Origin of the sequence: Pantoea hericii (assembly GCF_014155795.1) — a bacterium.
GTDB lineage: Bacteria > Pseudomonadota > Gammaproteobacteria > Enterobacterales > Enterobacteriaceae > Pantoea > Pantoea eucalypti.
On record NZ_SCKV01000002.1, the window covers coordinates 708,090 to 732,083 of the forward strand.

A 23,994-nucleotide genomic window follows, 5' to 3' on the forward strand; every position below is an offset into this window, starting at 1 on the left:
CTCGTGACACTTTTATTACTTTGGTTCCTGCTCACATGGCGTTAACCCTTAAAAGGCCGCTAATCAGCCGCCTTACGTTGTTGATTCTGGCTGCGGTTTACATCGCGATTTTCCTTAATATTGCCTATTACCGTCAGGTGCTGACGAGAATGCCGCTGAACGACCTGCATACCACGCTGGTGTTTTTATCAATGCCGCTGGTCGCCTTTAGCGTCATTAATATCGTGATTACACTGGCCTCGTTTATCTGGCTGGATCGCCTGCTGGCCGTGCTGTTTATTCTGCTCTCCGCGTCGGCACAATATTTTATTCAGACCTATAACATCGTGGTCGATCGCTCGATGATCACCAACATGATGGACACCACGGCTTCGGAATCTTTTGCGCTGATCACGCCAAAGCTGCTCGTGACCCTGCTTAGCTCAGGGGTGCTGATGGCGTTGCTGGTGTTCTGGCCGCGAATCAAAAAGCAGCGGTGGCGCGGCGTGCTGGCGCGACTGCTCAGCGTGCTGCTCTCAGCCGCACTGATCGTGCTGGTCGCCCTGCTCTTCTATAAAGATTACGCCTCGCTATTTCGCAACAACCGCGAGCTGGTTAAAGCGCTTAGTCCTTCTAACAGCATTGCGGCGACGCTCTCCTGGTATAAACACGAGCAGCTGCAGAACGCGCCGCTGATTCGTATCGGTGAAGATGCCCACCTGCAGCCCAGCCGCAGCAGCGGCAAGCCGAATCTGACGATTCTGGTGCTGGGTGAAACCTCACGCGCGCAAAACTTCTCGCTGGGCGGTTATGGCCGTCTGACCAATCCCTTACTGGCGAAAGATGATGTGATCTATTTCCCGCACACCACCTCGTGCGGCACCGCTACGGCGGTTTCCGTGCCCTGCATGTTCTCTAATATGCCGCGCGCACATTATGATGATGTGCTGGCCGCGCACCAGGAAGGATTGCTCGATGTCATTCAGCGTGCCGGGATCAGCGTGTTGTGGAATGAGAACGATGGCGGCTGTAAAGGTGCCTGCGATCGTGTTCCACATCAGGATATGACCAGCCTGAACCTGCCTGGCATGTGCATTGAGGGTGAGTGTTATGACGACGTGCTGTTCCACGGTCTGGATGAATACATCAGTCAGTTAAAAGGCAATGCGGTGATCGTGCTGCACACCATTGGCAGTCATGGTCCGACTTACAGCCATCGCTATCCGCCGCAGTTCCGTCAGTTTGAACCGACCTGTGATACCAATCAGATACAGGACTGTTCGCAGCAACAGCTGATCAATACTTATGACAATACGCTGGTCAATGTGGATCATATTGTCGATAAAGCCATTAATGTACTGCGTGCGCATCAGGATCGCTTCACCACCAGCCTGGTCTATCTGTCAGACCATGGCGAATCGCTGGGTGAAAATGGGGCTTACCTGCATGGCCTGCCCTATGCTATTGCACCGGACACCCAGAAACATGTGCCGCTTCTGATCTGGCTTTCCGATGATTATCAGAAACGCTATGCCGTTAATCGCGGTTGCCTGAATAAACTGGCGGCGACAGACGAATTTTCACAGGATAATCTGTTTTCAACCATGCTGGGATTAACCGGCACCGCGACTCACGAATATGTGCCAGCGGATGATATTTTGACGTCGTGTCGGAGCCAACCTTAATGAAGATACTGATTGTTGAAGATGATGCTCTGCTGTTGCAGGGTCTGATACTGGCGCTGGAAGGTGAAGGCTATGTCTGTGATGGCGTGACGCGCGTGCGGGACGCTGAAGCGCACTTCGCCAGCGGCCTCTATAGTCTGGTGGTGCTGGACCTTGGCCTGCCGGACGAAGATGGCCTGCATTTTCTGATACGACTGCGTCGCCAGAAGAAGATGACACCCGTGCTGATTCTGACCGCGCGCGACACCATCAACGAGCGGATTGCCGGACTCGACGCGGGTGCTGACGACTATCTGATTAAACCGTTTTCGCTGGATGAGCTGCTGGCGCGTATCCGCGCATTGATCCGCCGCCATGTTAATCAGGGCGACAGTCATGTCAGAGTGGGTGCGCTGGCACTGGATATGACCCATCGCCAGATTATGCTTAATGACGTGCTGCTGGATCTGACACCTAAAGAGTTTGCGATTCTGTCACGGCTGATGCTCAAGGCTGGAAATCCGGTGCACCGTGAAATTCTCTACCAGGATATTTACAACTGGGAGACCGAGCCTTCTACTAATACGCTGGAAGTACATATCCATAATCTGCGTGACAAAATTGGTAAAAGCGCGATTCGCACCGTGCGTGGCTTCGGTTATGCGCTGGTAACGCAGGATGGCGTTCGTGAGGCAACATGATAAGAGGTTTCGATCACCGTAGTATGCGCTTTCGCCTCATTCTGGCTATCGGCCTGATTCTGCTGGTCTTTCAGATCATCAGCGTGATCTGGTTATGGCATGAGAGTAAAGAGCAGATTCAGTTTCTGGTGGAAGCGCAGTTGCAGAAACGTAACATGGACAGTCACGTTAAACGTGAAATTCATGAAGCGGTAGCCAGCCTGGCGGTGCCTAGTCTGGTCATGATTACTCTGACGCTGTTGCTTTGCTATCAGGCGGTAAAATGGATTACCCGGCCGCTTTATCAGTTACAGCGTGAACTGGAGAGTCGCAGCGAAGAAAATCTCGAGCCTGTCGCCTGTTACAGTCAGGTCCATGAGATCGATGCCGTGACCCAGGCGATCAATCAGCTGGTCGCGCGTCTGAACAGCAGCCTCGAGCGCGAGCGGCTGTTCACTGCTGATGTGGCGCATGAGTTGCGTACGCCGCTGGCGGGATTACGTCTGCATCTGGAATTAATTGAGCGTAATAGCGATGTCAAAGTTCAGCCGCTGGTGCAGCGCCTGGATCAAATGACACACAGCGTGTCGCAGTTGCTGAATCTGGCGCGTGCCGGGCAGTCGTTTACCTCTGGTACCTATCAGAACGTCGGGCTGATCGAAGATGTGATCCTGCCGATGGAGGCGGAGCTGAGTATCATGCTGGAGGCGCATCAGCAGACGCTGTTGCTTGATTTGCCGCAGGAGCAGTTTGTGCGCGGTGATGCCACGCTGCTGAAGATGTTGTTGCGTAATCTGGTAGAGAATGCTCATCGCTACAGCCCGGATAACAGCACGATCAGTGTGCAGCTGCTCTCTGCTCCCGACCTGATGTTGGTGGTGGAAGATGAGGGACCCGGTATCGATGAGAGTAAAAGTGGCGAGCTGAGTAAGGCATTTATCCGCATGGACAGTCGTTACGGCGGTATCGGACTTGGGCTGAGCATTGTCAGCCGTATCGTCCAGCTACACCGGTTTCAGTTTTTCCTGGGGAATCGTCGCGACCGAAGCGGGTGTCGGGCCGTCGTTAAATTTTAAGCAGTAAACCAGGCTGACAGGAAAAGAACAACGGTGGCTGCGGCAATCAGCAATGCAGCATATTCACTCATCGGATGTGAAGCAGTAACAGGAAGAGAGACAGGTACAGTTTTCATAATATTATCCTCACTTAGAGCGGGCAGTATCGCGACTGCATATTAAGGAAACCTTAAGGTCGCGATACTGCAGTAAAATGTCACCGCTCTTCCCTCCGCTATCAACCTCGCATTTCTGACCATTGAGGCTCCTGCTCTATGCGCCGGGTGCTCTACACTTAATGGCACCCTTACGCTAAAGGAGTTATGTCATGAGCCAACGCATGCACAAATATGCTTTCCCGGTCAGTAAAGCCCGTAAATATCTTGAACCCGGGCCGGTGCTGCTGCTCAGTTCACAGTACAAAGATCACCATGACATCATGACACTTGGCTGGCACACGGTGATGGAGTTCTCGCCCTCCCTGGTCGGCTGCGTGATTGTCGGCATGAATCACAGCCATGAGCTGATTCGGAATAGCGGTCAATGCGTGCTGAATATCCCTTCGGCCTCACTGATTGATGAAGTTGTAGGGATTGGCAACAGCCACGGAGACCAGCTGGATAAGTTCGAGGCTTTTGGCCTCACGCCTGAACCGGCTCAGGTCGTGGGCGCGCCGATGATTGCCGAATGCTTTGCCAGCTTTGAGTGTCAGCTCTATGACGATTCGATGGTCGCTAACTACAACCTGTTTATTTTTGAGATCGTGAAAGCCCATGTTGCTGAGCAGCCGGAATATCCCACGACTCTGCACTATACCGGCGAGGGCCGGTTCAGCGTGATGAGCGAGAAAATAGTGGACAGGAGCAGAGATTTTAAACCGGAGATGCTGATCTAGTTGAAAGCGGTCTGTCGCGCCCCCATTCACCTCTTTCGACCTGACAGGAGTAAATTATTATGGCTATCGAATATGCAGTTATCGCCGGCGGCTGTTTCTGGTGTACCGAAGCGGTGTTTAAAGATGTGATCGGCGTAGAGTCGGTTGAAAGTGGCTATACCGGTGGTGCCCGTCCTAATCCGACTTATGAGCAGGTCTGCAGTGGTGCAACCGGTCATGCAGAAGCCATCCGCATTGGCTTTGACCCGGAGAAAGTGACCTACGGCGATCTTCTGGATATCAGCTTTGTGACGCATGATCCGACCCAGCTTAACCGTCAGGGCAATGATATCGGCACCCAGTATCGCTCGGCGATCTTCCCGGCCAACGCAGAACAGGAAGCAGAAGCGCGCGCCGCCATTGCCCGTGCTCAGGCTGACCATGATGTGCCGGTGGTAACCACCATTGAGCCGCTGAAAGAGTGGTACCCTGCCGAGGCCTATCATCAGGATTACTGGGAAGGCGCGGGCCAGCGCAACGGCTACTGCATGGCGGTAATCCCACCGAAGCTGCAGAAACTGCGCAAAAGTTTCGCGAATCGGGTGAAGAGCTGATTTAGCCTTTAACGAAGCAAAATATGCGACATAAATCCCCGGTTTTATGTCGCAGTAAATCGATTCGTTCAGAGCTTAAGCGAATAGATCAAAAGAGAAAAATAGTGCTTGACCCTTTTCAGCCGACTCCCTATAGTACCGCCCCGTTGACCCAGCGCGGTCGGCGAAGTAAATGTGGTGAGGTGTCCGAGTGGCTGAAGGAGCACGCCTGGAAAGTGTGTATACGGCAACGTATCGGGGGTTCGAATCCCCCTCTCACCGCCACATTCTGAAGAAGAGCCTGAACGTTTGTTCAGGCTTTTTTTTTGCATATTGCACTGAGAGAGGGGTATGAGAACCCCCGCCGGGGTTCGACAACGGGCCATGCCCGCTGGACAGCGGAGCCTGCGACGCTGCCCGAAGTGTGAGCGCAGCGAATCAATCCCCCTCTCACCGCCACATTCTGAAGAAGAGCCTGAACGTTTGTTCAGGCTTTTTTTTGCATATTGCACTGAGAGAGGGGTATGAGAACCCCCAACGGGGTTCGACAACGGGCCATGCCCGCTGGACAGCGGAGCCTGCGACGCTGCCCGAAGGGTGAGCGCAGCGAATCAATCCCCCTCTCACCGCCACATAATGTTGGGCGTTGCAGGGACAAAGCCCTATGTAGACTGAATCAACAACTACATTGAGACAATGGAACTACGAAAGCAGCAAAAAAAAGCATGCGAATTATACACACAAACAGAAAAACCTTTGGCGTTAACCAAAGAGATTTTCTGTTTGTGTCTAATTAAAAAAGTTAAAATTCTTCCCCAGATTAGTGCTTTTTCAGTTCTGCCGCAGCACGGATAGCGCGATGTGATCCGCCAGAATCGGTTGCATTTTTGACAGCCTTGGAATCATTCTGGAAATGTTCCCCTGTGTTATCGTTTCACCGCTGGCCAACAACTGCCAGTCAGTCTGACTCATTACCACGCAAGCCGCTTCCTAAGACTGTCCCTCAAATCCTTTTTTCATAGTGTCTCCTAATGTGATATTGAGGCTATGGTAGGCTAAATTTTCAGTTAACAAAGAGGATGATGTAATACTGTAAGACGCGTTCCAGAACTCTGCCGCTTTTGCCTCTAGCTACGTCATTGCCCAGTCGCCAAGTTTTTTTATGTGCTCGACATTAAAAGATCGATTCCTTGATCATCGCCTGGCACGATGACAAAATCCGGTATCTTTTTTTCAGGTGTTCCCATGGCTAAATTATTTGCCCGATACGTGACGATTGGAGTTCTTAACACGCTTATCCACTGGGTTGTGTTTGCCATTTGCATAAAGAACGGCCAAAGCCAGTCTGTCTCCAACTTCATTGCCTTCTGTACTGCGGTAACTTTTTCCTTCTTCGCCAATGCCAGGTGGACCTTTAACGCCGAAGCGACCACGTTCAGATACATGATGTATGTGTTCTTCATGGGGGCTGTGGCAACTCTCATTGGAGCATCTGCAGACCGGCTGCATGTCAACCCTGTAGCAACCCTTGTCGTATTCTCTGCAGTGAGCCTTGTATGCGGATTCCTCTATTCTAAATATTTTATTTTTAAAGAGAAAAAATGAAGATATCGCTAGTCGTTCCCGTCTTCAATGAAGAAGATGCAATAAAGTTTTTTTACAGTGCGGTAAGAAGCAAAGACTTTTTGAAGCCATATGAAATTGAGATTGTCTTCATAGATGACGGAAGCTCAGATTTCACGGCACAACTGATGAAAGATATGCAGGAAGGCGATCCCTTAGTGCGGAATGTATTCTTTACGCGAAATTTTGGTAAAGAAGCCGCACTTTTCGCGGGGATCGAATGTGCCACTGGTGATGCGATTATCCCTATTGATGTCGATTTGCAGGACCCGCTTGAAATTATTCCACTACTGATTGAGCGATGGCAGTCAGGTGCGGATATGGTACTGGCTAAACGTACTGACAGAAGTACTGACGGCCACATGAAGCGTAAGACTGCAGAGTGGTTTTACCAACTACATAACAAAATCAGTTCGCCAAAGATTGAGGAAAACGTAGGCGACTTCAGGCTGATGTCCCGTGGCGTGGTTGAGAGCATCAAACTTCTGCCTGAGCGTAATCTGTTTATGAAAGGAATTCTGTCATGGGTTGGTGGCAAAACGGAAATCGTTGAATATGCCCGTGCGGAACGCGTTGCCGGGACCACGAAGTTTAACGGATGGAAGTTATGGAATCTTGCGCTGGAAGGACTGACCTCATTCTCTACCTTTCCGCTACGCATTTGGTCATATCTGGGTTTTCTGGTGGCCTCGTTGGCCTTTCTGTATGGACTATGGATGATCGTGGACAAATTGCTGTTCGGTAATCCGGTGCCTGGCTACCCCTCTATTCTGGTTTCCGTACTGTTTCTTGGTGGCGTTCAGCTTATTGGCATTGGAGTGCTGGGTGAGTATATCGGCAGGATTTACACTGAGACCAAAAAAAGACCACGCTATATAGTAAAAAGGGACAATAATGTTTAAGATAAACTTTAAAAAAAATTCAATTTACCTCTCGCTAATTATATTTTCATTATTAATTTCATACATTCTGACGTCGCGATATTTCCCCATAGAACCTGACGCGGCTAATAGCTCACTTGTTTGGAGAGCTTTTGTTACTGAAGGGTTTTCAGCCTTTAAAAACTGGCAGCCAACCCCGGATAACTGGTATTTCACAACTTATCCGTTTAATTTTTTATTTTTCTTTTTATTGAATCATGATGGAAAACTCCCACTTATTCTTTCAACATCATCATTTATTGGCCTGACAGCAATATATCTGACTTATATAGCCTACGCAATCAGCAAGAGTAGATCATCACTCTTGACATTGCTTAGCTTGGTACTATTGCCTTCCTACGTTTACACTTTTGGTTTTGCAGCTCATCCTTTTTCTCATTACTCAACAAACTTCTTTGGGGTAGTTGCTTTTTCCCTCGCCTTTATTAACCTGAAGCGAAAATCGCTAATTTTAACGTTAACCTACAGTGTTATTTCGATTTTCTCTTCCGTTTCTGATCCTTGGTTTTTAGCTACATATTTCTTACCATTGTTGCTGACCCATGCTTATTTTAGCTTTAAAAAAGAAATCTCATTCAAAATCACCTTAATTTTAGCCATTGGTTTTTATATAAGCATGTCCCATATGGTTCAACGCTTATTTAAGTTGCCGATTCAAAGATTCAAAATTGTTCACTTTGATCAATGGAGGGATAACGCTGGGTGGGCTATTGAGGTACTTGGTAAAAGTTTGAATCTGTTTTTCGTGAACAACACATTCACTATTTTAGCTTCAGTTATTATCTGGCTGCTGGTTTGGCTGTACTCTCTACGTATATGCATCTCAAAGAGCAGTCCCGCTACTTTCGTTTCTATATTCAGCTTCCTGAGCGTAGCCGGAATAATCTCATCCTTCATCATCAGCTATGACCTACCAGCAGACATTAGCGCAAGGTTCTTTGTCAATGTCATATGCTTCGTAGTAGTCCCGGTAACATTGGGGTATTCATTCTCACGAAACCCACTAGTTTTATTGATTTTCATTATATATATAGCTTCTTCAACCTACTCATACAGTGTAAATAAGACGCCACTATATGACCAAGAGGGAAACACTAAAAGTTTTATTGCCTTCCTGAATAAAAACAACCTCTATTTCGGATATGGCGACTATTGGAAATACTCAAATAGCGTTAATTGGTTATCGTCAGGTTCTCTTCACATCTCCCCCGTGATTTTTGACGAGACTGACTATCATATTAAATTTGACAGCATTCGTGTTCAGACAATGAAGTCATGGCTGACAGAAAAATATATAAAAGCATCACCCAATCGACAATTTGTCGCTATACCAGGCTTAGAATCAGACGACTCTGGGAAAATTCGCTTAGAAGCAATCAAAAAGCAACTAGGAGAACCTGATGAAAAACTCACTTTTCAGGATATGACGATCTTTGTGTATAACCATAAGATACCGCTAAAATAAATTCTCCGAAGCGGCTACATAAACACTTCGCATGTAAAAAAGAAACATGTAGCCGCATTTAATTACAGATTTGGGATATCAGACCATGCAATGTTCGGCGCTTTTGTCACAGCAGTTTGGTTAAGTAATAGTCGATATTTCTCGGGCAAAAAGTTGTTTTTCCAGAATCCGTTGCATCATCAAGTGGAAAATGAGGGCGTAAAAATTACTAGTTATTACAATTTTTTGAAGCTGTCTGTTCATGGGTTCGAATCCCCCTCTCACCGCCACATTCTGAAGAAGAGCCTGAATGACGGTTATTGTGAGAGCCGCACACCTTTAAATGCAAAGTCACAGCCTTAAATTAACGCATGGCAGACACAAGTCCTGGCGCCTGCCACCAGCATCACACCGCCACAGCCTGCGGCGCCACTGAATCCCGGCTTACCAGCGTTCCCTGATGAGAAGACGGGACGCTCTCATCGGGATGCAATAAAATCTTAATCGCATCCTGTATCATTTCATCAATAGGCACACGAACAGTCGTTAGAGAGGGTGTGTAATACTTTCCAATCACTGAGTCATCAAACCCGGCAAGTGAAATATCGCCAGGTATAGTTTTGCCCGCGTCCTGAAACGCTTTTGCCACACCAATGGCCATGTCGTCATTGGCCGCCAGCACGCAGGTGAACGGAATATTGCGCGCTAATAGCTGGAGTCCGGCGTCGTATCCACTCTCTGTGCTCCAGCTACCCTGCACCACTAATTGCGGATCCGGGTCGATCCCCGCGTTCAGTAGTGCATTACGATAGCCCTGTAAACGACGCTCACCTGTCGGTGAATCATTGCATCCCGATATAAACGCAATCCGGGTATGCCCATGCGCCAACAGATGCGCCATCATCTCTTCACTACTGCGCTGATGGTCGGTGAACACACAGTGGCGTCGATTTCTGATGAGTTCACGATTAATGACCACTATCGGCGTCTGAATTTTATCGACAATATCATCCAGCTCACTGACTGAAAGATACTTGGGGTAGAGCATAATCGCTTCGCAACGGAGCTCAATAAGTAAGTCAATCGCATTGCGCTCGTCCTGAGCACTGTGTTTACCGTCCGCGAGCACCAGCTGACGGTTTTGTTTCTCGCTGAGCGTTGCCGCCTGATAAACCAGGCTTGAAAAAAACGGCCCGTTGTACAATCCGTTAGTGATAACCAGCCCAATCGAATGCGTTTTATTAGTAGAAAGGTTTCGTGCCAGCAGATTAGGTCGATAACCCGTATCAGCTACAGCCTGCATAATTCTGGCTTTCACCTCTTCCCGCACAAAAACCTTGCCACTTAACGCACGCGATACGGTGGCTTTTGATACACCAGCCACCCTGGCGATGTCCTGTATTGTGACCATTAAGGAACCTCAATCATTGGATGGCTTAAACCACCCAGGCTGAACCAGGCTATAAAGTGAGATACACATTAATCGTATCGACTAAAACCTGGGTCATTTAACCTGTGCGCGCCCAGCCCCCTCTCTTTGTGTCATAGACATCAGCGGCATCCCTGGCCCGATGGGACCCTGAGACTGATATTCTGTTAAAATAAAGTCTTCGCTATTCACCACCAGGACGGGTGTTGTCAGGTCATAGCCTTCACGTTCAATGCAGTCTTTGTCGAATTCAAGAAGTGGCGTACCTGCTTTAACCACATCCCCCTCTTTTACCAACGGTCGGAAATATTGCCCCTGCAACTCGACCGTATTTAATCCAACATGGATCAGCAATTCGGCGCCATTATCACACAATAACCCGATGGCATGATGGGAAGCGATCAGGGATTCCACCCTCGCATTACAGGGTGCCACCACTTTTCCCGCGGCCGGCTTAATGGCGATACCGTCACCCATCACCTTACCGGCAAAGACCTCATCAGTAACACTTTCCAGCGCGAGGACCTCTCCTTTTAACGGGCTAAGAATATCAATCGCCTGACCACTCGCCGCTGTGGATGTTGCCTGCGGGGTGGATGCCAGAGGCGCAGACTCTTCTTCATCGATGGGATCGTCGAAGCCTACAAACTGCACCATCAAAATAGTCAGCACTATTGTCGTACCCGCACCTGCAAGCTCACCAATAAACGACATCGGCGCATCAGGGCTGATGGCATTAACCAGCGTAAACAGACCCGGCAGTGCAGCATACGCGTAGTAAAGGCTACCGAACAGGCTGGCAACAACGGCACCAATTGCCCCGCCAATACAGCCACAGATAAAGGGTTTTTTAAAGCGCAATGTCACGCCATAAATCGCCGGCTCAGTGATGCCAAAAATAGCGGTGACGCCGGCAGAGAGCGAAGTTGCTTTTAACCGCGCGTTGCGGGTTTTCAGAAAGACACCTAACACTGCCGCCATCTGACCGATAACCGCGATAGTCTGATAAGCCTGGAAGGAGTCATGACCCTGCGTATCGAAGTTCGCCATAATGACGGGCGTAATACCCCAGTGAACGCCAAAAATAACGATTATCTGCCAGATGCCTCCAATTACCGCGGCGGCCAGCATGGGCGCAGCATGGAACAATGCGTTATAGCCATTTGCTACCGCCAAAGCCGCCCATGTGGTAATCGGACCAATAACGATCAGAGTCAGCGGCACAATCACCACAAAGCAGATTAATGGGGTAAAAAGCGGACTGATGACCTCTGGTAACCACCTGACTACACGATGTTCAAGCCAGGAGAGTGCCCAAACCAGAAACAAGGGAGGTAAAACTGAAGAGGTATAAACTGTTTCAGAAAGCGGGAAGAAAAGGAAATTGATGCTTTCTCCCCCGGCAATGCGCGCTGCCAGCGAAGTCCAGTCCGGACTAATTAACGCACAACAACACAGGACAGCAATAAACGGGTTACATTTAAAATGCCGTGCGGCCGTAATCGCGATAAATACGGGCAAAAAAGCAAACGGCGTCCAGGACATGAAGTTGAGTACAGCAAATGTACCGGTTGTTTTAATATCAACATTAATCAAACCCAGAACAATCAGCAGTCCCTGAAGGATACCTGCCGCTGCAAGAATATAAACAATAGGCGCAAATACCGCCGACATCGTGGCAATGACCTCATCCAGTTTGCGTGTTTTTCCCAGCTGTTTCGGTGTTCCTGTCTCTTTAACCAGGCCGGACATTGCATTAAACACATCGGCGACATGTGTACCGATCACAACCTGAAACTGCCCGCCACTCTCAACTACGGCAATGACACCTGACAGACGTTGCACGTTACGCTTCGCCTCAGCGGGCGTTTTAACAAGCACCAGCCTTAAACGCGTGGCGCAGCGGGTAAAACTTTGGATATTCTCTTGCCCACCAACTTCATGAAGAATATCGCTTGCTAACTTATTGTAATCCCTGATGCCTGTCATATTTTTTCCCTTTCATTGTCACTGACTACACCGTCTGAAAAAGTGAAAATATTTGCATGGCAATCTGGAAACCTGCCATGCAACCGGTTTCACGGTATCCTGCGAGATATTTCATGCAACCGGTTTCATGGGAAAATGAGAGTGAAATCACTTATTAGATGAGAATGAATTCTGTTGAGGGATTGCCTGAAAAGAAAACCCGGCCGAAGCCGGGTTTGGGCGCTACACTTCTACTCAATCAAACGCTAGCTATACGCGTGCAGGGTGCGCTGACACAGCGCAGAACGCACACAATCCTCTTTGCCAAAGCGCACAATGCCAACCATCTCGTCCTCTTCAAAACGCGCCAGCGCGTCCGCGAGACCGGAAGGCACCCCAGCGGGCAAGTCGCACTGGGTAATATCGCCGTTAACAATGACTGTGACGTTTTCGCCCAGTCGGGTCAGGAACATTTTCATCTGCGCGGCGGTAACGTTCTGCGCCTCATCCAGAATCACCACAGCATTTTCAAAGGTGCGGCCTCGCATGTAGGCGAAAGGCGCAATCTCTACCTTGGCAATTTCCGGACGCAGACAATATTGCATAAATGATGCGCCAAGACGTTTAACCAGAATGTCATAAACCGGGCGGAAATAAGGGGCGAATTTCTCAGAAATATCACCGGGCAGGAAACCCAGATCCTCATCTGCCTGTAGTACCGGGCGCGTAACGATAATCCTGTCGATATCCTTATTAATCAGGGCCTCAGCTGCTTTCGCAGCACTGATCCAGGTTTTACCACATCCGGCTTCACCGGTTGCGAAGATCAGCTGTTTCGTTCCTATGGCATTAAGATAGTGCGCCTGAGCTTCATTACGGGCCTCAATCGGTAACCGGTCACGCGTATCACGCGCCATGCCAATTGCATCCAGTCCGCTCATATGCACCAGCGAAGTGACCGACTCTTCTTCGCGCTGACGATGACTTCGAGAGTCACTGCGAAGCACTCTTCTTGCTTCACGACGCGCTTTGATCACTGCTTTCTGTCTTCCCATAGTGGCACCTTTCAGTTGGTTTCATTTCCCGCGCGAGGTCGTTGACCCGTTGCGATTACGTGAACGCTTTAGAGGTTTCAGTTGGCTTCCTTTAGAGCCATGACAGGACAGGATAATGGGTATGCAGCAACACAATGACGTGGCTGAACACCGGATAAAACAGGATGCGATAAGACAAAAGAAATGGTTGAAGGAAGGGAGAAATAACGAGGCAGAATTGCCCTCGCGGTCAGGCGCAATTTATTTAGTGACAGTGACTTTCCATTAAAGACTCGACCCATTCGCGAACTCCAGTGTGATACATCAACACATACGATTACGCCTGATTAATAAATTGCACCATTTTGTTGGGCCTTTGCAACAGTAATTTTACCTGCTGGCAAAGGAATTGCTAATCGCGGGTAAGTATTTCTTTTAAGGCAAAATGTAAAATCATTATATTTCAGTTAATTACCATATTTTATATACACCCGGCACCCGGTAAATCTCAGTAAAAACTTAGCCAATAATACCTGAAAGTGGTAAACCGCGGGCGGCATGAGACAGGCCCGCCCGCATTGTTCAAAAATTAATCAAGTCTCCAGTAGCGACTGTCCTAAATAATGGCTGGCGTCGGCAACTCCGGGTAAAGCGAAAAAGTAACCACCGCCAAAAGGACGGATATATTCTTCCAGCGCTTCACCGTTGAGACGCTGCTGCACCGTGAGAAAACCACGCTCCAGATCGTGCTGGTAGCAGACGAACAATAATCCCATCTCAAGCTGCCCGGATGCAGAGATACCCGCAGAGTAGCTGTAGCCACGTCGCAGCATCAGGCTACTGGCGGTCTCAGGTGTGCGGGGGTTCGCAAGACGAATGTGCGCATCCAGTGCAATGACCTCACCATCCGGATCACGCGCGTAATCCGGCACGTCATGTTCATGCTGCATGCCCAGTGGCGCGCCGCTCAGCTTCTCGCGACCAAAGATAGTCTGCTGCTCACCCAGTGGGGTGCGGTCCCACATTTCAACGTGAAAGCGAATAAGTCGTACTGCCTGATAGCTGCCATTGCGCGCCCAGACAGGCTCATCCTGATCGGCGGTCACCCACAGCAACTGGTTCATAAGAGCAGGATTGTGCGTATCCGGGTTGGCGGTGCCATCTTTAAAACCCAGCAGATTGATCGGCGTCTCCTGCCCCTGACTGCGTGCCGCGTGGTCCGAGATAAAACCTTCGCGTCGCCAGCGTACACCCAGCAGGTCAGGCGTATGCTTGATGATGTCACGCAGAGCATGAATCACCGTATCCTGCGTGTTAGCACAAATCTGCAGCAGCAGATCGCCATGACACTGACTGGCATCAAGCGAATCATTGGGGAAGCGCGTCATCGGCTGCAATTTTTTCGGCTTGTGAGGCGCTAAACCGAAGCGTTCATCAAACAGCGAATGGCCGACCGACACAGTAATTGTCAGATTATCAGGCGCGATAGTCGCCCCAAGAATGCCGGAATCCATTGGCGGCAGTTGCGGATTAGTCACCGCAGGTGCCGGCCCTCCCGTGGTGAGAAAGGCGATACGCTGGGTCAGTAGCTGGAACAGACGCTTCAGCTCCGCTTTATCACTACTGAGCAGATCAAATGCCACCAGCATCATCGATGCCTGCTGGGGCGTCGTGATGCCCGCCTGATGTGGACCGTAAAACGGCTGCGTCTGCTGTCGCGCCTGCGGCGTTACCGTACCCGGCGAAAAGCTGTCCGCAGCAGCGGCGTGGAACGGACAACCGCCGCCGATCGCCGCCGCGCCGCCCAGCAGACCCAAACCTTTCAGTAAACGACGACGCGCAGGCTGCGCGTCATCTTCCTTACGACTCATGATTAATCCAGACCCAAAGTGCCACGAAGTAACGAAAGATCTTCCGCCAGCGCGGTGATCGGTCCTTTCAGCGCGTTACGGTCGGCGCTGGTCAGTTTCTCATAGGATTCGAAACCGGTTTTGGTGCGGTACTTGCTCAGGATTGCATCGACTTTTTTGAAGTTAGCGTCAACCTTAGCCTGCAACTGCGGGTTCGCTTTGCTCACCATCGGGCGTAGCAGCTCAACAATTTTCTGCGAGCCATCAATGTTGGCCTGGAAGTCCCACAGGTCGGTACGACTGTAGCGATCTTCCTCACCGGAGATTTTGCTGGAGGCCACTTCTTCAATCAGACCGGCCGCGCCGCCAACCACTTTAGCTGGCGGGAAGGCCAGTTCGCTGATGCGCACCTGCAAATCTTTCACATCTTTATTCAGCTTATCCGCGTAGTCCGCCATGCCTTTGGTGCTGTTATCCGCAAACAGGGCTTTTTCCAGACGGTGGAAACCGGTGAACTTAGGATCGGCTGCCTTCTTCTCGTAGTCATCTTCGCGGGCATCAATGCTGCCGTCGAGATCGGAGAAAAGCTCAGCAATCGGCTCAATGCGCTCATAATACTGACGGGTCGGCGCAAACAGCGTTTTGGCTTTTTCCACATCACCCGCTTTAACAGCGTCAGTAAACGCCTGGGTGTTACTGACCAGCTGATTCACCTGATCCGTCACATACGCTTTATAGGCGGTGATCGGGCCTTCTAACTGCATACGCGCGGACGTGGTGCTTTTCGCCGTGCCCTCGCCCGCCTCAACAATCAGCTTGCCTTTAGGATTGCTCAGCAGACCACAGGTCATCTCATATTCGCCTGCTTCCAGATTGGCGGTCAGCTTCTGACTGAAGCCTGGCGCGATGTTCTCACGCTCTTCAACCACCAGCACGCCTTTGAGGATTTCCCACTCCAGCGCTTTCTGGCTGTTGTTTTTGATCAGGAACTGAGTCTTGCCGGCCTTGACCGTTAAGCTCATCGGCTCACACTGCTTGTCGTTGACGCTAACGGTAACCTGAGGAACCGCTGCCGCGGCCGAAGCGGAGATCGCCAGCAGAGGAAGCAGCAGTGCCTTGCGGCGGAAACGCATTGTCATCTCGATATTCCCTGTTAAGTTGCCGGCGCGGCGGGCGCGCCTGTTAAATGTCTGATTACACCGTGGCCGACGCAGCAGGACGCGCAGGCATAAAGAACAAAATTAGCGCGGGGATCAGGTAGACGAAGTAAACGGTCACTTCACTCACGCTTGGGGCCTCCTGATATCCCAGAATCCCTTCCAGCAGGGTGCCGAACAGCGAATGGGTCGATAAAGTACTACTGAGGTCGAACGCCACATCCTGAAAGCGATTCCAGAGGCCTGCTTCGTGGAACGCACGAATTGCCCCCGCCGCAAGGCCCGCCGCAACAAATAAAATGAACACGCTGGTCCAGCGGAAAAAGTGCGCCATATTCAGGCGGATACCGCCCCAGTAGAGCAGCATGCCCAGCACCACCGCCGTTGCCAGCCCCAGCACCGCGCCAATCGGCGGCGCATAACCGACATCCTGAGTAAAGGCGGCCAGCAGGAAGAAGACAGACTCCAGCCCTTCACGTGCCACGGCCAGAAATACCATCAGCACCAGCGCCAGACCGCCACGGCCGGAGCGGTGCAGCGCCTGATCGACCGCCTGCTCAAGCTCGACCCGGATATTGCGTGCCACTTTGCGCATCCAGAACACCATTGAGGTGAGGATGACGACCGCAATCAGCGCCACAATACCTTCAAACAGCTCCTGCTCTTTTTGCGGGAATTCACCGGTGGTGGCATTGATGAACAGACCCAGGCCCAGACAGAGTGCAGCGGCGATAAACACGCCCGCCCACATCGCCGGGAACCATTGGGTGCGCTGGGTGCGTTTGAGATAGCTGGCTATCAGGCTGACTATCAGCGCGGCTTCAAGCCCTTCACGCAGCATGATGAGAAAAGGAACAAACATCGCCAACCTCTTGAATGTTAAGCAGCGTCAATAAATAGTAAAATCAGGTAAAGTGTAAACGATACCGATTATCATTATCGCTGCGAAAAAAACAAGTTACTGGTGGAGATAATTTCATCTTTGGGTGATTTATCTTTGTAACAAAAAGGCCCGCCCCTTCCGGGACAGGCCTTGAGGATTAACGCTTCGCTTATTTGGTCTGGAACTCTGCTTCTGCAGCGACAAAGCGCTGTTGCGCTTCTGCTGAAGGTTCACGTCCCATCAGGCTGAAGACCACGATCGCGATGCTGGCAAAGATGAAGCCTGGGATGATTTCATACAGTCCCAGCCAGCCATACTGTTTCCACACCAGCACGGTCAGCGCACCGATAATCATGCCCGCCAGCGCACCGTTGCGGTTCATGCGCTTCCAGCAGACGCCAAACAGCACGACCGGACCAAACGCAGCACCGAAGCCCGCCCAGGCGTAGCTCACCAGGCCCAGCACGCGGTTTTCCGGATTAGACGCCAGGGCAATGGCAATCAGTGCCACCAGCAGCACCATCAGACGCCCTACCCACACCAGCTCTTTCTGGCTGGCATTTTTACGCAGAAAACCTTTGTAGAGATCTTCAGTCAGGGCACTGGAGCAGACCAGCAGCTGACAGCTCAGCGTTGACATCACGGCGGCCAGAATCGCTGACAGCAGAATTCCCGCAATCCATGGGTTGAACAGAATACGCGCCAGCTCAATAAAGACGCGCTCAGCATTATCATTAACGCCCGTTGCCAGCGTCGGGTTGTTCTGGAAGTAGGCGATACCAAAGAAGCCCACCGCCACAGCGCCTGCCAGACAGAGCACCATCCACGTCATACCGATGCGACGTGCGGTACGGATTGAGCGATGTGAATCTGCCGCCATAAAACGCGCCAGGATATGCGGCTGCCCGAAGTAACCCAGACCCCATCCAAGCAGCGAGATGACCGCCACGAAGTTCAGCCCCTTGAGCATGTCGAGGTTTTCCAGGCTTTTCGCTTGAATCACTGCCATGGAATCAGACCAGCCGCCGACCGCGATAATCACAAACACCGGCGTCAGGATGAGCGCAAAAATCATCAGGCTCGCCTGAACGGTATCGGTCCAGCTTACCGCCAGGAACCCACCCACCAGCGTATAGAGGATAGTCGCCGCTGCACCCGCCCACAGGGCAGTTTCATAGCTCATACCAAAGGTGCTTTCAAACAGACGCGCACCGGCCACCACGCCCGAGGCGCAATAGATATAGTGAAGAACACCAGGATCACAAGAGCAGAAATGACACGCAGGATTTTACTGTGGTCTTCAAAGCGGCTGGTGAAGAAGTCCGGCAACGTCAGCGCGTTGTCATGATGCTCGGTCTGGACCCGCAGGCGACCCGCCACGATTTTCCAGTTCAGCCAGGCACCGATGGTCAGGCCAATTGCGATCCAGCTTTCAGAGATACCGGAGATGAAAATGGCACCGGGTAATCCCATCAGCAGCCAGCCGCTCATATCGGAGGCACCGGCAGAGAGTGCCGTGACCACGCTACCCAGGCTGCGGCCACCGAGGATGTAATCATCGAAGTTTTTGGTTGAGCGCCAGGCTATAAAACCAATCAACACCATCCCAAGAATATAAATCACAAAGGTCACCAGCATTGGTGTACTTACACTCATCTGTCTCTCCACTTATTATTTGATATCCCAGAGAAATCGCCAGCTACCCGCCAGCCGGAACGGGGCAAAGCGGGCCGATTTTTTCGTCAGGGCGTCAGTCATTTCCCAGCGGCGCGGTATCCTGCCGGAAAGGCGTGGCGCGCACAATGGATTTAACACAGGCGTTACAGTGATTTCACTAACCGTTTGTGAAAACGTGCTGATAGGTTGCACTCGCTCACAGTTATCCGGTTGCACCACGGAATTACCCGCCATAAAACCGCTTTTTATCAGGCTTGCCAACCTGGCGAGGATCTTGCAGCAATATCCATGCCGCTTTGAGAAATTTAACAATCGGCCTCATTTAAAGGGTGTTAACTGGCTCACATTTAACACGGTTGCACAAAGTTGCAACTTAAGTGATAGTGCAGCCAACGCCGTACCGAACCACTACAAGGAGCTCTGGAGTCATGGCTACAACCACCATGGGTGTAAAACTGGATGACGCAACACGTGAGCGCATCAAACTGGCTGCACAGCGGATTGATCGCACGCCACACTGGCTGATTAAACAGGCGATATTTAACTACCTGGGCCAGCTTGAAAGCGGCGACGCCGTGCCGGAGATCCCGCTTTCTGCCCTGGCGGTCGCGGAGTCCGATGACACCCAGCCAGAGGAGTCGCACCAGCCGTTCCTTGACTTCGCAGAGCAGATTTTACCTCAGTCAGTGACCCGTTCAGCGGTGACCGCCGCCTGGCGTCGTCCGGAGACTGATGCAGTACCCATGATGCTGGAGCAGGCCCGCTTGCCGGCAGCGCTGGCAGAGAAAACCCATCAGCTGGCTTATCAGCTCGCCGACAAGCTGCGGCACCAGAAAGGGGCAACCGGACGCGCTGGCATGGTGCAAAGTCTGCTGCAGGAGTTCTCTCTCTCCTCACATGAAGGCGTAGCGCTGATGTGCCTGGCTGAAGCGCTGCTGCGTATTCCTGACAAGCCCACGCGCGATGCGCTGATTCGCGACAAAATCAGCAATGGCAACTGGCAGTCACATCTGGGACGCAGCTCCTCAATGTTTGTCAATGCAGCGACCTGGGGCCTGCTGTTTACCGGCCGCCTGGTTTCGACCCACAATGAGTCGAACCTCTCCAGCTCGCTTAACCGCATTATTGGTAAGGGTGGCGAGCCACTGATCCGCAAAGGCGTGGATATGGCGATGCGTCTGATGGGTGAGCAGTTCGTTACCGGTGAAACCATTGCCGAAGCGCTGGCTAACGCCCGCAAGCTGGAAGAGAAAGGTTTCCGCTACTCTTACGATATGCTGGGCGAAGCGGCACTTACTGCAGGCGATGCCAAAGCCTATCTGCTCTCTTATCAGCAGGCGATCCATGCCATTGGTAAAGCGTCGAATGGACGTGGCATTTATGAAGGACCCGGCATCTCCATCAAGCTCTCCGCACTGCATCCCCGCTACAGCCGCGCGCAGTATGAGCGTGTGATGGAAGAGCTCTACCCTATTCTGAAATCACTGACGCTGCTGGCCCGCTCTTATGACATCGGCATCAATATCGACGCAGAAGAAGCCGATCGGCTGGAACTGTCACTCGATATGCTGGAAAAACTCTGTTTCGAGCCAGAGCTGGAAGGCTGGAACGGCATCGGGTTTGTGATTCAGGCCTACATGAAACGCTGTCCGTTTGTCATTGATGAGCTGATTGATCTGGCACAGCGCAGCCGCCGTCGCCTGATGATCCGTCTGGTGAAAGGCGCGTACTGGGACAGCGAAATCAAGCGCGCCCAGATGGAAGGCCTGGAGGGCTACCCGGTTTATACCCGCAAGGTTTACACCGATATCTCTTACCTGGCCTGTGCCCGCAAACTGCTGGCGGTGCCAAGCCTGATCTATCCGCAGTTCGCGACGCACAACGCGCACACTCTGGCGGCAATTTATCAACTGGCGGGCAATAACTACTATCCGGGCCAGTATGAGTTCCAGTGCCTGCACGGCATGGGCGAACCACTGTATGAGCAGGTGGTCGGCAAAGTGGCGGACGGCAAGCTTAATCGTCCCTGCCGTATCTATGCGCCGGTGGGCACCCATGAAACCCTGCTGGCCTATCTGGTTCGTCGCCTGTTAGAAAACGGGGCCAACACCTCCTTTGTTAACCGTATTGCTGATACCTCGCTGCCGATCGATGAGCTGGTAGCCGATCCGGTGACTGCCGTCGAGAAACTGGGTGCCAGCGAAGGCGCCATTGGCCTGCCGCATCCGAAGATCCCTCTGCCGCGCGAACTGTATGGCGATAACCGCGTTAACTCTTCGGGTCTGGATATGGCCAACGAACATCGTCTTGCCTCACTGTCCAGCGCCCTGCTGAGCAGCGCCGCACAGCCCTGTCTGGCCGAGCCGATTATTGAGGGTGAAGCGGGTGCTGGCGAGTTGCGCGATATCCTTAACCCGGCCGCACCGGGCGACCGTGTTGGTCAGGTTCGCGAAGCTACTGAGCAGGAGGTCTCTGTGGCACTGGATGCCGCCGTGAACAGCGGACCGATCTGGTTTGCCACGCCGCCGCAGGAGCGTGCTGCGATTCTGGAACGCGCTGCACAGCAGATGGAAGGCCAGATGCAACAGCTGATTGGTATCCTGGTGCGTGAAGCGGGCAAGACTTATAACAACGCTATCGCGGAAGTCCGTGAAGCCGTTGATTTCCTCTATTACTACGCCGGTATGGTGCGGGACGATTTCGACAACGAAACGCATCGTCCACTTGGCCCGGTGGTCTGTATCAGTCCGTGGAACTTCCCGCTGGCGATTTTCACGGGTCAGATTGCAGCTGCACTGGCAGCTGGCAACAGCGTGCTGGCAAAACCGGCTGAGCAAACCCCACTGATTGCCGCGCAGGCGGTTCAGATCCTGCTGGATGCGGGTGTGCCGCCAGGCGTGCTGCAACTGCTGCCAGGCCAGGGCGAAACGGTCGGTGCACAGCTGACCGGAGACGATCGGATTCGCGGCGTGATGTTTACCGGCTCGACTGCCGTGGCAACCCTGCTGCAGCGCAATCTTGCCGGTCGCCTTGATCAACATGATCGTCCGGTGCCGCTGATTGCGGAAACCGGCGGGATGAACGCGATGATCGTCGACTCTTCCGCGCTGACTGAGCAGGTGGTGATCGATATCGTCGCCTCGGCCTTCGACAGTGCCGGACAGCGCTGCTCTGCCCTGCGTCTGCTCTGTATTCAGGAAGATGTCGCCGACCATACGCTGAAGATGCTGCGTGGCGCGATGGCGGAGTGCCGCATGGGCAACCCGGAACGCTTCTCAACCGATATCGGTCCGGTGATTGATGCCGAAGCCAAAGCCAATATCGACCGTCATATTCAGGCGATGCGTAACAAGGGCTTCACGGTGTATCAGGCGGTGCAGGATAACCCGCAGGACAGTAAAGAGTGGAATAGCGGCACCTTTGTGAAACCGACACTGATTGAGCTGAATCAGGTCAGCGATCTGGATAAAGAGATTTTTGGGCCGGTGCTGCACGTCGTGCGCTTCACCCGCAACAACCTGCCGCAGCTGGTTGATCAGATCAACGCCTCCGGCTATGGCCTGACGCTGGGCGTGCATACGCGTATCGACGAAACCATCGCGCAGGTGACGGCGAACGCCCGGGTCGGAAACCTCTACGTTAACCGCAACATGGTCGGCGCCGTGGTCGGCGTTCAGCCGTTTGGTGGTGAAGGCTTATCCGGAACCGGTCCGAAAGCGGGTGGCCCACTCTATCTTTATCGCTTGCTGGCCCATCGCCCGGATAGCGCACTGCGTCTGACCTTTGATCGTCAGGATGCCGAGCGCCCGGCGGACAGCACGCTCCGTCACTCTTTGCTGGCACCGCATCAGGCACTCAGCAACTGGGCTAAAGATAAGCCTGAGCTGGCTAAACTCTGCCAGCACTATGGCGAGCTGGCCCAGGCGGGCGTGGTCCGCCTGTTGCCTGGCCCGACCGGCGAACGTAACACTTTCTCGCTGTTGCCGCGTGACCAGGTGATCTGTCTGGCTGACAACGAGCAGGATGCGTTAGTCCAGCTGGCTGCGGTCACCAGCGTTGGCAGTAAAGCGCTGTGGCCGGATGATGAGCTGCATCGCACCCTGCGGGCGGCACTACCTGACGCCGTGAAAGCGCGTATCACGCTGGCGCGTGACCCGTTAGCGTCGGAGTTTGATGCGGTGATCTATCACGGCGATGCCGATCAGCTGCGCACCCTGTGCGAACAAATTGCGGCGCGCGACGGCGCGATTGTCTCGGTACAGGGCTTTGCCCGCGGCGAGACCAATCTGCTGCTGGAACGTCTGCTGATTGAGCGTTCGCTGAGTGTGAATACTGCCGCGGCGGGCGGTAATGCGAGTCTGATGACGATTGGGTAGCGCTGAAGCTTAAGGGGGGGTTCGCTGCGCGAAGGGGCTTGGGTGCACACAGGTGCTGGGGGGTTCGCTGCGCGAACGGGCTATGAGAAGGTTTCGTTCGCCTGGTGAGCTGGCCAGTTTCAGTTACGCCTCTGCAGGCGACCAACAAGGGGGCACCAGTCGCCGCGCCCCCTTGACCCCGGGCTCCGGCCTGCTTCACCGCCGCTTCGCGGTTCCTTCGCTTCTTCCGGATTTCTTACGGACCGGCGGGACGCGCCCTCCCTGGCGCGAACCCGCCTCTTCGCGGCATCCCTGCCGCTCGTCCTGAAATCCCTCATCCGCTCAGCGGCTCTGACGGCCTCCCTTCCCCGCTTTTATCTCTTCTTTTTGTGTTGGGTACGTCGTCGCTGTAAGTCCGGAGGATTATCTGTGTCTCTCTGCCGGGCAGGAAGAATGGCCTTCCACCCTATCTACTTTTTATCTCTTCTTTTTGTGTTGGGTACGTCGTCCCTGTAAGTCCGGAGGGTTATCTGCGGCTCTCTGCCGGGCAGGAAGAGTGGCCTTTCACACCATCCTCTGTTGGCTCTTCTTTTTAATGTTGATGCATTGCCGCTGATAGCTTTCAAAATTAGCTTTGGTTTTCAAACCACCAGACAACGCTGTGTCCGATAAAAACCAGGATATTAGAGGCGGGGTTGGGAGAGGCATCCGAAGCGCTGAGGAACAACCGGAGGCAAGGAGGAGCCGACAGGACGTCGGCGAAAGGACGGAACGCGCCAGGGATGGCG

General features: G+C 52.4%; 16 protein-coding genes, 1 tRNA gene, 2 other RNA genes and 1 pseudogene. 12 read left to right on the plus strand and 8 right to left on the minus strand.

What is annotated here, in order from left to right; translation table 11 throughout:
• Positions 1-35: 35 nt before the first annotated feature.
• The 11 genes from eptA (at position 36) to H7K52_RS07050 (ending at position 8,874) form a co-directional block, all read left to right on the plus strand.
• A complete protein-coding gene (eptA, locus tag H7K52_RS07005) occupies positions 36-1,664 on the plus strand; it encodes a phosphoethanolamine transferase EptA (protein ID WP_182629861.1) in 1,629 nt (542 codons plus the stop codon).
• Complete coding sequence (gene pmrA, locus H7K52_RS07010; RefSeq protein ID WP_008925380.1) at positions 1,664-2,344, plus strand: two-component system response regulator PmrA; 681 nt, start codon at positions 1,664-1,666, stop codon at positions 2,342-2,344. Before eptA ends, pmrA begins: the two co-directional genes overlap by 1 nt.
• A complete protein-coding gene (pmrB, locus tag H7K52_RS07015) occupies positions 2,341-3,399 on the plus strand; it encodes a two-component system sensor histidine kinase PmrB (protein ID WP_008925381.1) in 1,059 nt (352 codons plus the stop codon). The genes pmrA and pmrB overlap by 4 nt, the downstream gene beginning before the upstream one ends.
• A 307-nt stretch (positions 3,400-3,706) precedes the next feature.
• The gene (locus tag H7K52_RS07020) at positions 3,707-4,273 is read left to right on the plus strand and encodes a flavin reductase family protein (protein ID WP_008925382.1); all 567 of its coding nucleotides are present in this window, start codon (positions 3,707-3,709) and stop codon (positions 4,271-4,273) included.
• 59 nt (positions 4,274-4,332) lie between these two features.
• A complete protein-coding gene (msrA, locus tag H7K52_RS07025; RefSeq protein ID WP_003849120.1) occupies positions 4,333-4,866 on the plus strand; it encodes a peptide-methionine (S)-S-oxide reductase MsrA in 534 nt (177 codons plus the stop codon).
• Between the two features lie 176 nt (positions 4,867-5,042).
• Positions 5,043-5,130 (plus strand) — tRNA-Ser (locus H7K52_RS07030).
• A 45-nt stretch (positions 5,131-5,175) separates the two neighbouring features.
• Positions 5,176-5,304, plus strand: a non-coding RNA gene (locus H7K52_RS19080) — RtT sRNA.
• A gap of 44 nt (positions 5,305-5,348) precedes the next feature.
• Positions 5,349-5,477: non-coding RNA, RtT sRNA (locus H7K52_RS07035), on the plus strand.
• Positions 5,478-6,090: 613 nt separating this feature from the next.
• On the plus strand, positions 6,091-6,450 hold the full coding sequence (locus tag H7K52_RS07040; protein ID WP_110411331.1) for a GtrA family protein: 360 nt from the start codon (positions 6,091-6,093) through the stop codon (positions 6,448-6,450).
• The gene (locus tag H7K52_RS07045) at positions 6,447-7,370 is read left to right on the plus strand and encodes a glycosyltransferase family 2 protein (protein WP_110411330.1); all 924 of its coding nucleotides are present in this window, start codon (positions 6,447-6,449) and stop codon (positions 7,368-7,370) included. The genes H7K52_RS07040 and H7K52_RS07045 overlap by 4 nt, the downstream gene beginning before the upstream one ends.
• On the plus strand, positions 7,363-8,874 hold the full coding sequence (locus tag H7K52_RS07050; protein ID WP_110411329.1) for a hypothetical protein: 1,512 nt from the start codon (positions 7,363-7,365) through the stop codon (positions 8,872-8,874). The genes H7K52_RS07045 and H7K52_RS07050 overlap by 8 nt, the downstream gene beginning before the upstream one ends.
• Positions 8,875-9,259: 385 nt before the next feature.
• On the opposite strand, the gene H7K52_RS07055 is transcribed toward H7K52_RS07050, so the two are convergent.
• From H7K52_RS07055 to H7K52_RS07090, 8 genes and pseudogenes are all read right to left on the minus strand, one after another.
• Positions 9,260-10,264 carry a LacI family DNA-binding transcriptional regulator gene (locus tag H7K52_RS07055; RefSeq protein WP_182629862.1) on the minus strand — a complete coding sequence of 335 codons (1,005 nt, stop codon included), beginning with the start codon at positions 10,262-10,264 and terminating at the stop codon, positions 9,260-9,262.
• 93 nt (positions 10,265-10,357) lie between these two features.
• Positions 10,358-12,271, minus strand: coding sequence for a beta-glucoside-specific PTS transporter subunit IIABC (locus H7K52_RS07060; RefSeq protein WP_182629863.1), 1,914 nt, complete (start codon positions 12,269-12,271; stop codon positions 10,358-10,360).
• Positions 12,272-12,516: 245 nt separating this feature from the next.
• A complete protein-coding gene (gene phoH / locus H7K52_RS07065; protein ID WP_003852284.1) occupies positions 12,517-13,305 on the minus strand; it encodes a phosphate starvation-inducible protein PhoH in 789 nt (262 codons plus the stop codon).
• Between the two features lie 572 nt (positions 13,306-13,877).
• A complete protein-coding gene (efeB, locus tag H7K52_RS07070; protein WP_110411327.1) occupies positions 13,878-15,155 on the minus strand; it encodes an iron uptake transporter deferrochelatase/peroxidase subunit in 1,278 nt (425 codons plus the stop codon).
• A 2-nt stretch (positions 15,156-15,157) separates the two neighbouring features.
• Positions 15,158-16,273: an iron uptake system protein EfeO gene (gene efeO / locus H7K52_RS07075; protein ID WP_182629864.1), complete on the minus strand. Its 1,116-nt coding sequence runs from the start codon at positions 16,271-16,273 to the stop codon at positions 15,158-15,160.
• A gap of 55 nt (positions 16,274-16,328) precedes the next feature.
• Positions 16,329-17,153 carry an iron uptake transporter permease EfeU gene (efeU, locus tag H7K52_RS07080; protein ID WP_008925387.1) on the minus strand — a complete coding sequence of 275 codons (825 nt, stop codon included), beginning with the start codon at positions 17,151-17,153 and terminating at the stop codon, positions 16,329-16,331.
• A 190-nt stretch (positions 17,154-17,343) separates the two neighbouring features.
• Positions 17,344-18,830 (minus strand): annotated as a pseudogene (putP, locus tag H7K52_RS07085) (sodium/proline symporter PutP).
• A gap of 15 nt (positions 18,831-18,845) precedes the next feature.
• Entirely contained in the window at positions 18,846-19,163 is a 318-nt protein-coding gene (locus tag H7K52_RS07090) for a hypothetical protein (RefSeq protein WP_128755129.1), read from the minus strand.
• A 116-nt stretch (positions 19,164-19,279) separates the two neighbouring features.
• Here H7K52_RS07090 and putA point away from each other — a divergent pair, with 116 nt between their 5' ends.
• On the plus strand, positions 19,280-23,227 hold the full coding sequence (gene putA, locus H7K52_RS07095) for a trifunctional transcriptional regulator/proline dehydrogenase/L-glutamate gamma-semialdehyde dehydrogenase (RefSeq protein ID WP_182629865.1): 3,948 nt from the start codon (positions 19,280-19,282) through the stop codon (positions 23,225-23,227).
• Positions 23,228-23,994 lie beyond the last annotated feature (767 nt).

Excerpts from the sequence above, each read along its gene's own strand:
- H7K52_RS07060 (WP_182629863.1), bottom strand. The coding sequence starts at position 12,271 with ATGACAGGCATCAGGGATTACAATAAGTTAGCAAGCGATATTCTTCAT.
- phoH (WP_003852284.1), bottom strand. The coding sequence starts at position 13,305 with ATGGGAAGACAGAAAGCAGTGATCAAAGCGCGTCGTGAAGCAAGAAGA.
- pmrB (WP_008925381.1), top strand. The coding sequence starts at position 2,341 with ATGATAAGAGGTTTCGATCACCGTAGTATGCGCTTTCGCCTCATTCTG.
- msrA (WP_003849120.1), top strand. The coding sequence starts at position 4,333 with ATGGCTATCGAATATGCAGTTATCGCCGGCGGCTGTTTCTGGTGTACC.
- putA (WP_182629865.1), top strand. The coding sequence starts at position 19,280 with ATGGCTACAACCACCATGGGTGTAAAACTGGATGACGCAACACGTGAG.
- pmrA (WP_008925380.1), top strand. The coding sequence starts at position 1,664 with ATGAAGATACTGATTGTTGAAGATGATGCTCTGCTGTTGCAGGGTCTG.
- H7K52_RS07045 (WP_110411330.1), top strand. The coding sequence starts at position 6,447 with ATGAAGATATCGCTAGTCGTTCCCGTCTTCAATGAAGAAGATGCAATA.
- efeU (WP_008925387.1), bottom strand. The coding sequence starts at position 17,153 with ATGTTTGTTCCTTTTCTCATCATGCTGCGTGAAGGGCTTGAAGCCGCG.
- H7K52_RS07055 (WP_182629862.1), bottom strand. The coding sequence starts at position 10,264 with ATGGTCACAATACAGGACATCGCCAGGGTGGCTGGTGTATCAAAAGCC.
- eptA (WP_182629861.1), top strand. The coding sequence starts at position 36 with ATGGCGTTAACCCTTAAAAGGCCGCTAATCAGCCGCCTTACGTTGTTG.
- efeO (WP_182629864.1), bottom strand. The coding sequence starts at position 16,273 with ATGACAATGCGTTTCCGCCGCAAGGCACTGCTGCTTCCTCTGCTGGCG.
- efeB (WP_110411327.1), bottom strand. The coding sequence starts at position 15,155 with ATGAGTCGTAAGGAAGATGACGCGCAGCCTGCGCGTCGTCGTTTACTG.
- H7K52_RS07040 (WP_110411331.1), top strand. The coding sequence starts at position 6,091 with ATGGCTAAATTATTTGCCCGATACGTGACGATTGGAGTTCTTAACACG.
- H7K52_RS07050 (WP_110411329.1), top strand. The coding sequence starts at position 7,363 with ATGTTTAAGATAAACTTTAAAAAAAATTCAATTTACCTCTCGCTAATT.
- H7K52_RS07020 (WP_008925382.1), top strand. The coding sequence starts at position 3,707 with ATGAGCCAACGCATGCACAAATATGCTTTCCCGGTCAGTAAAGCCCGT.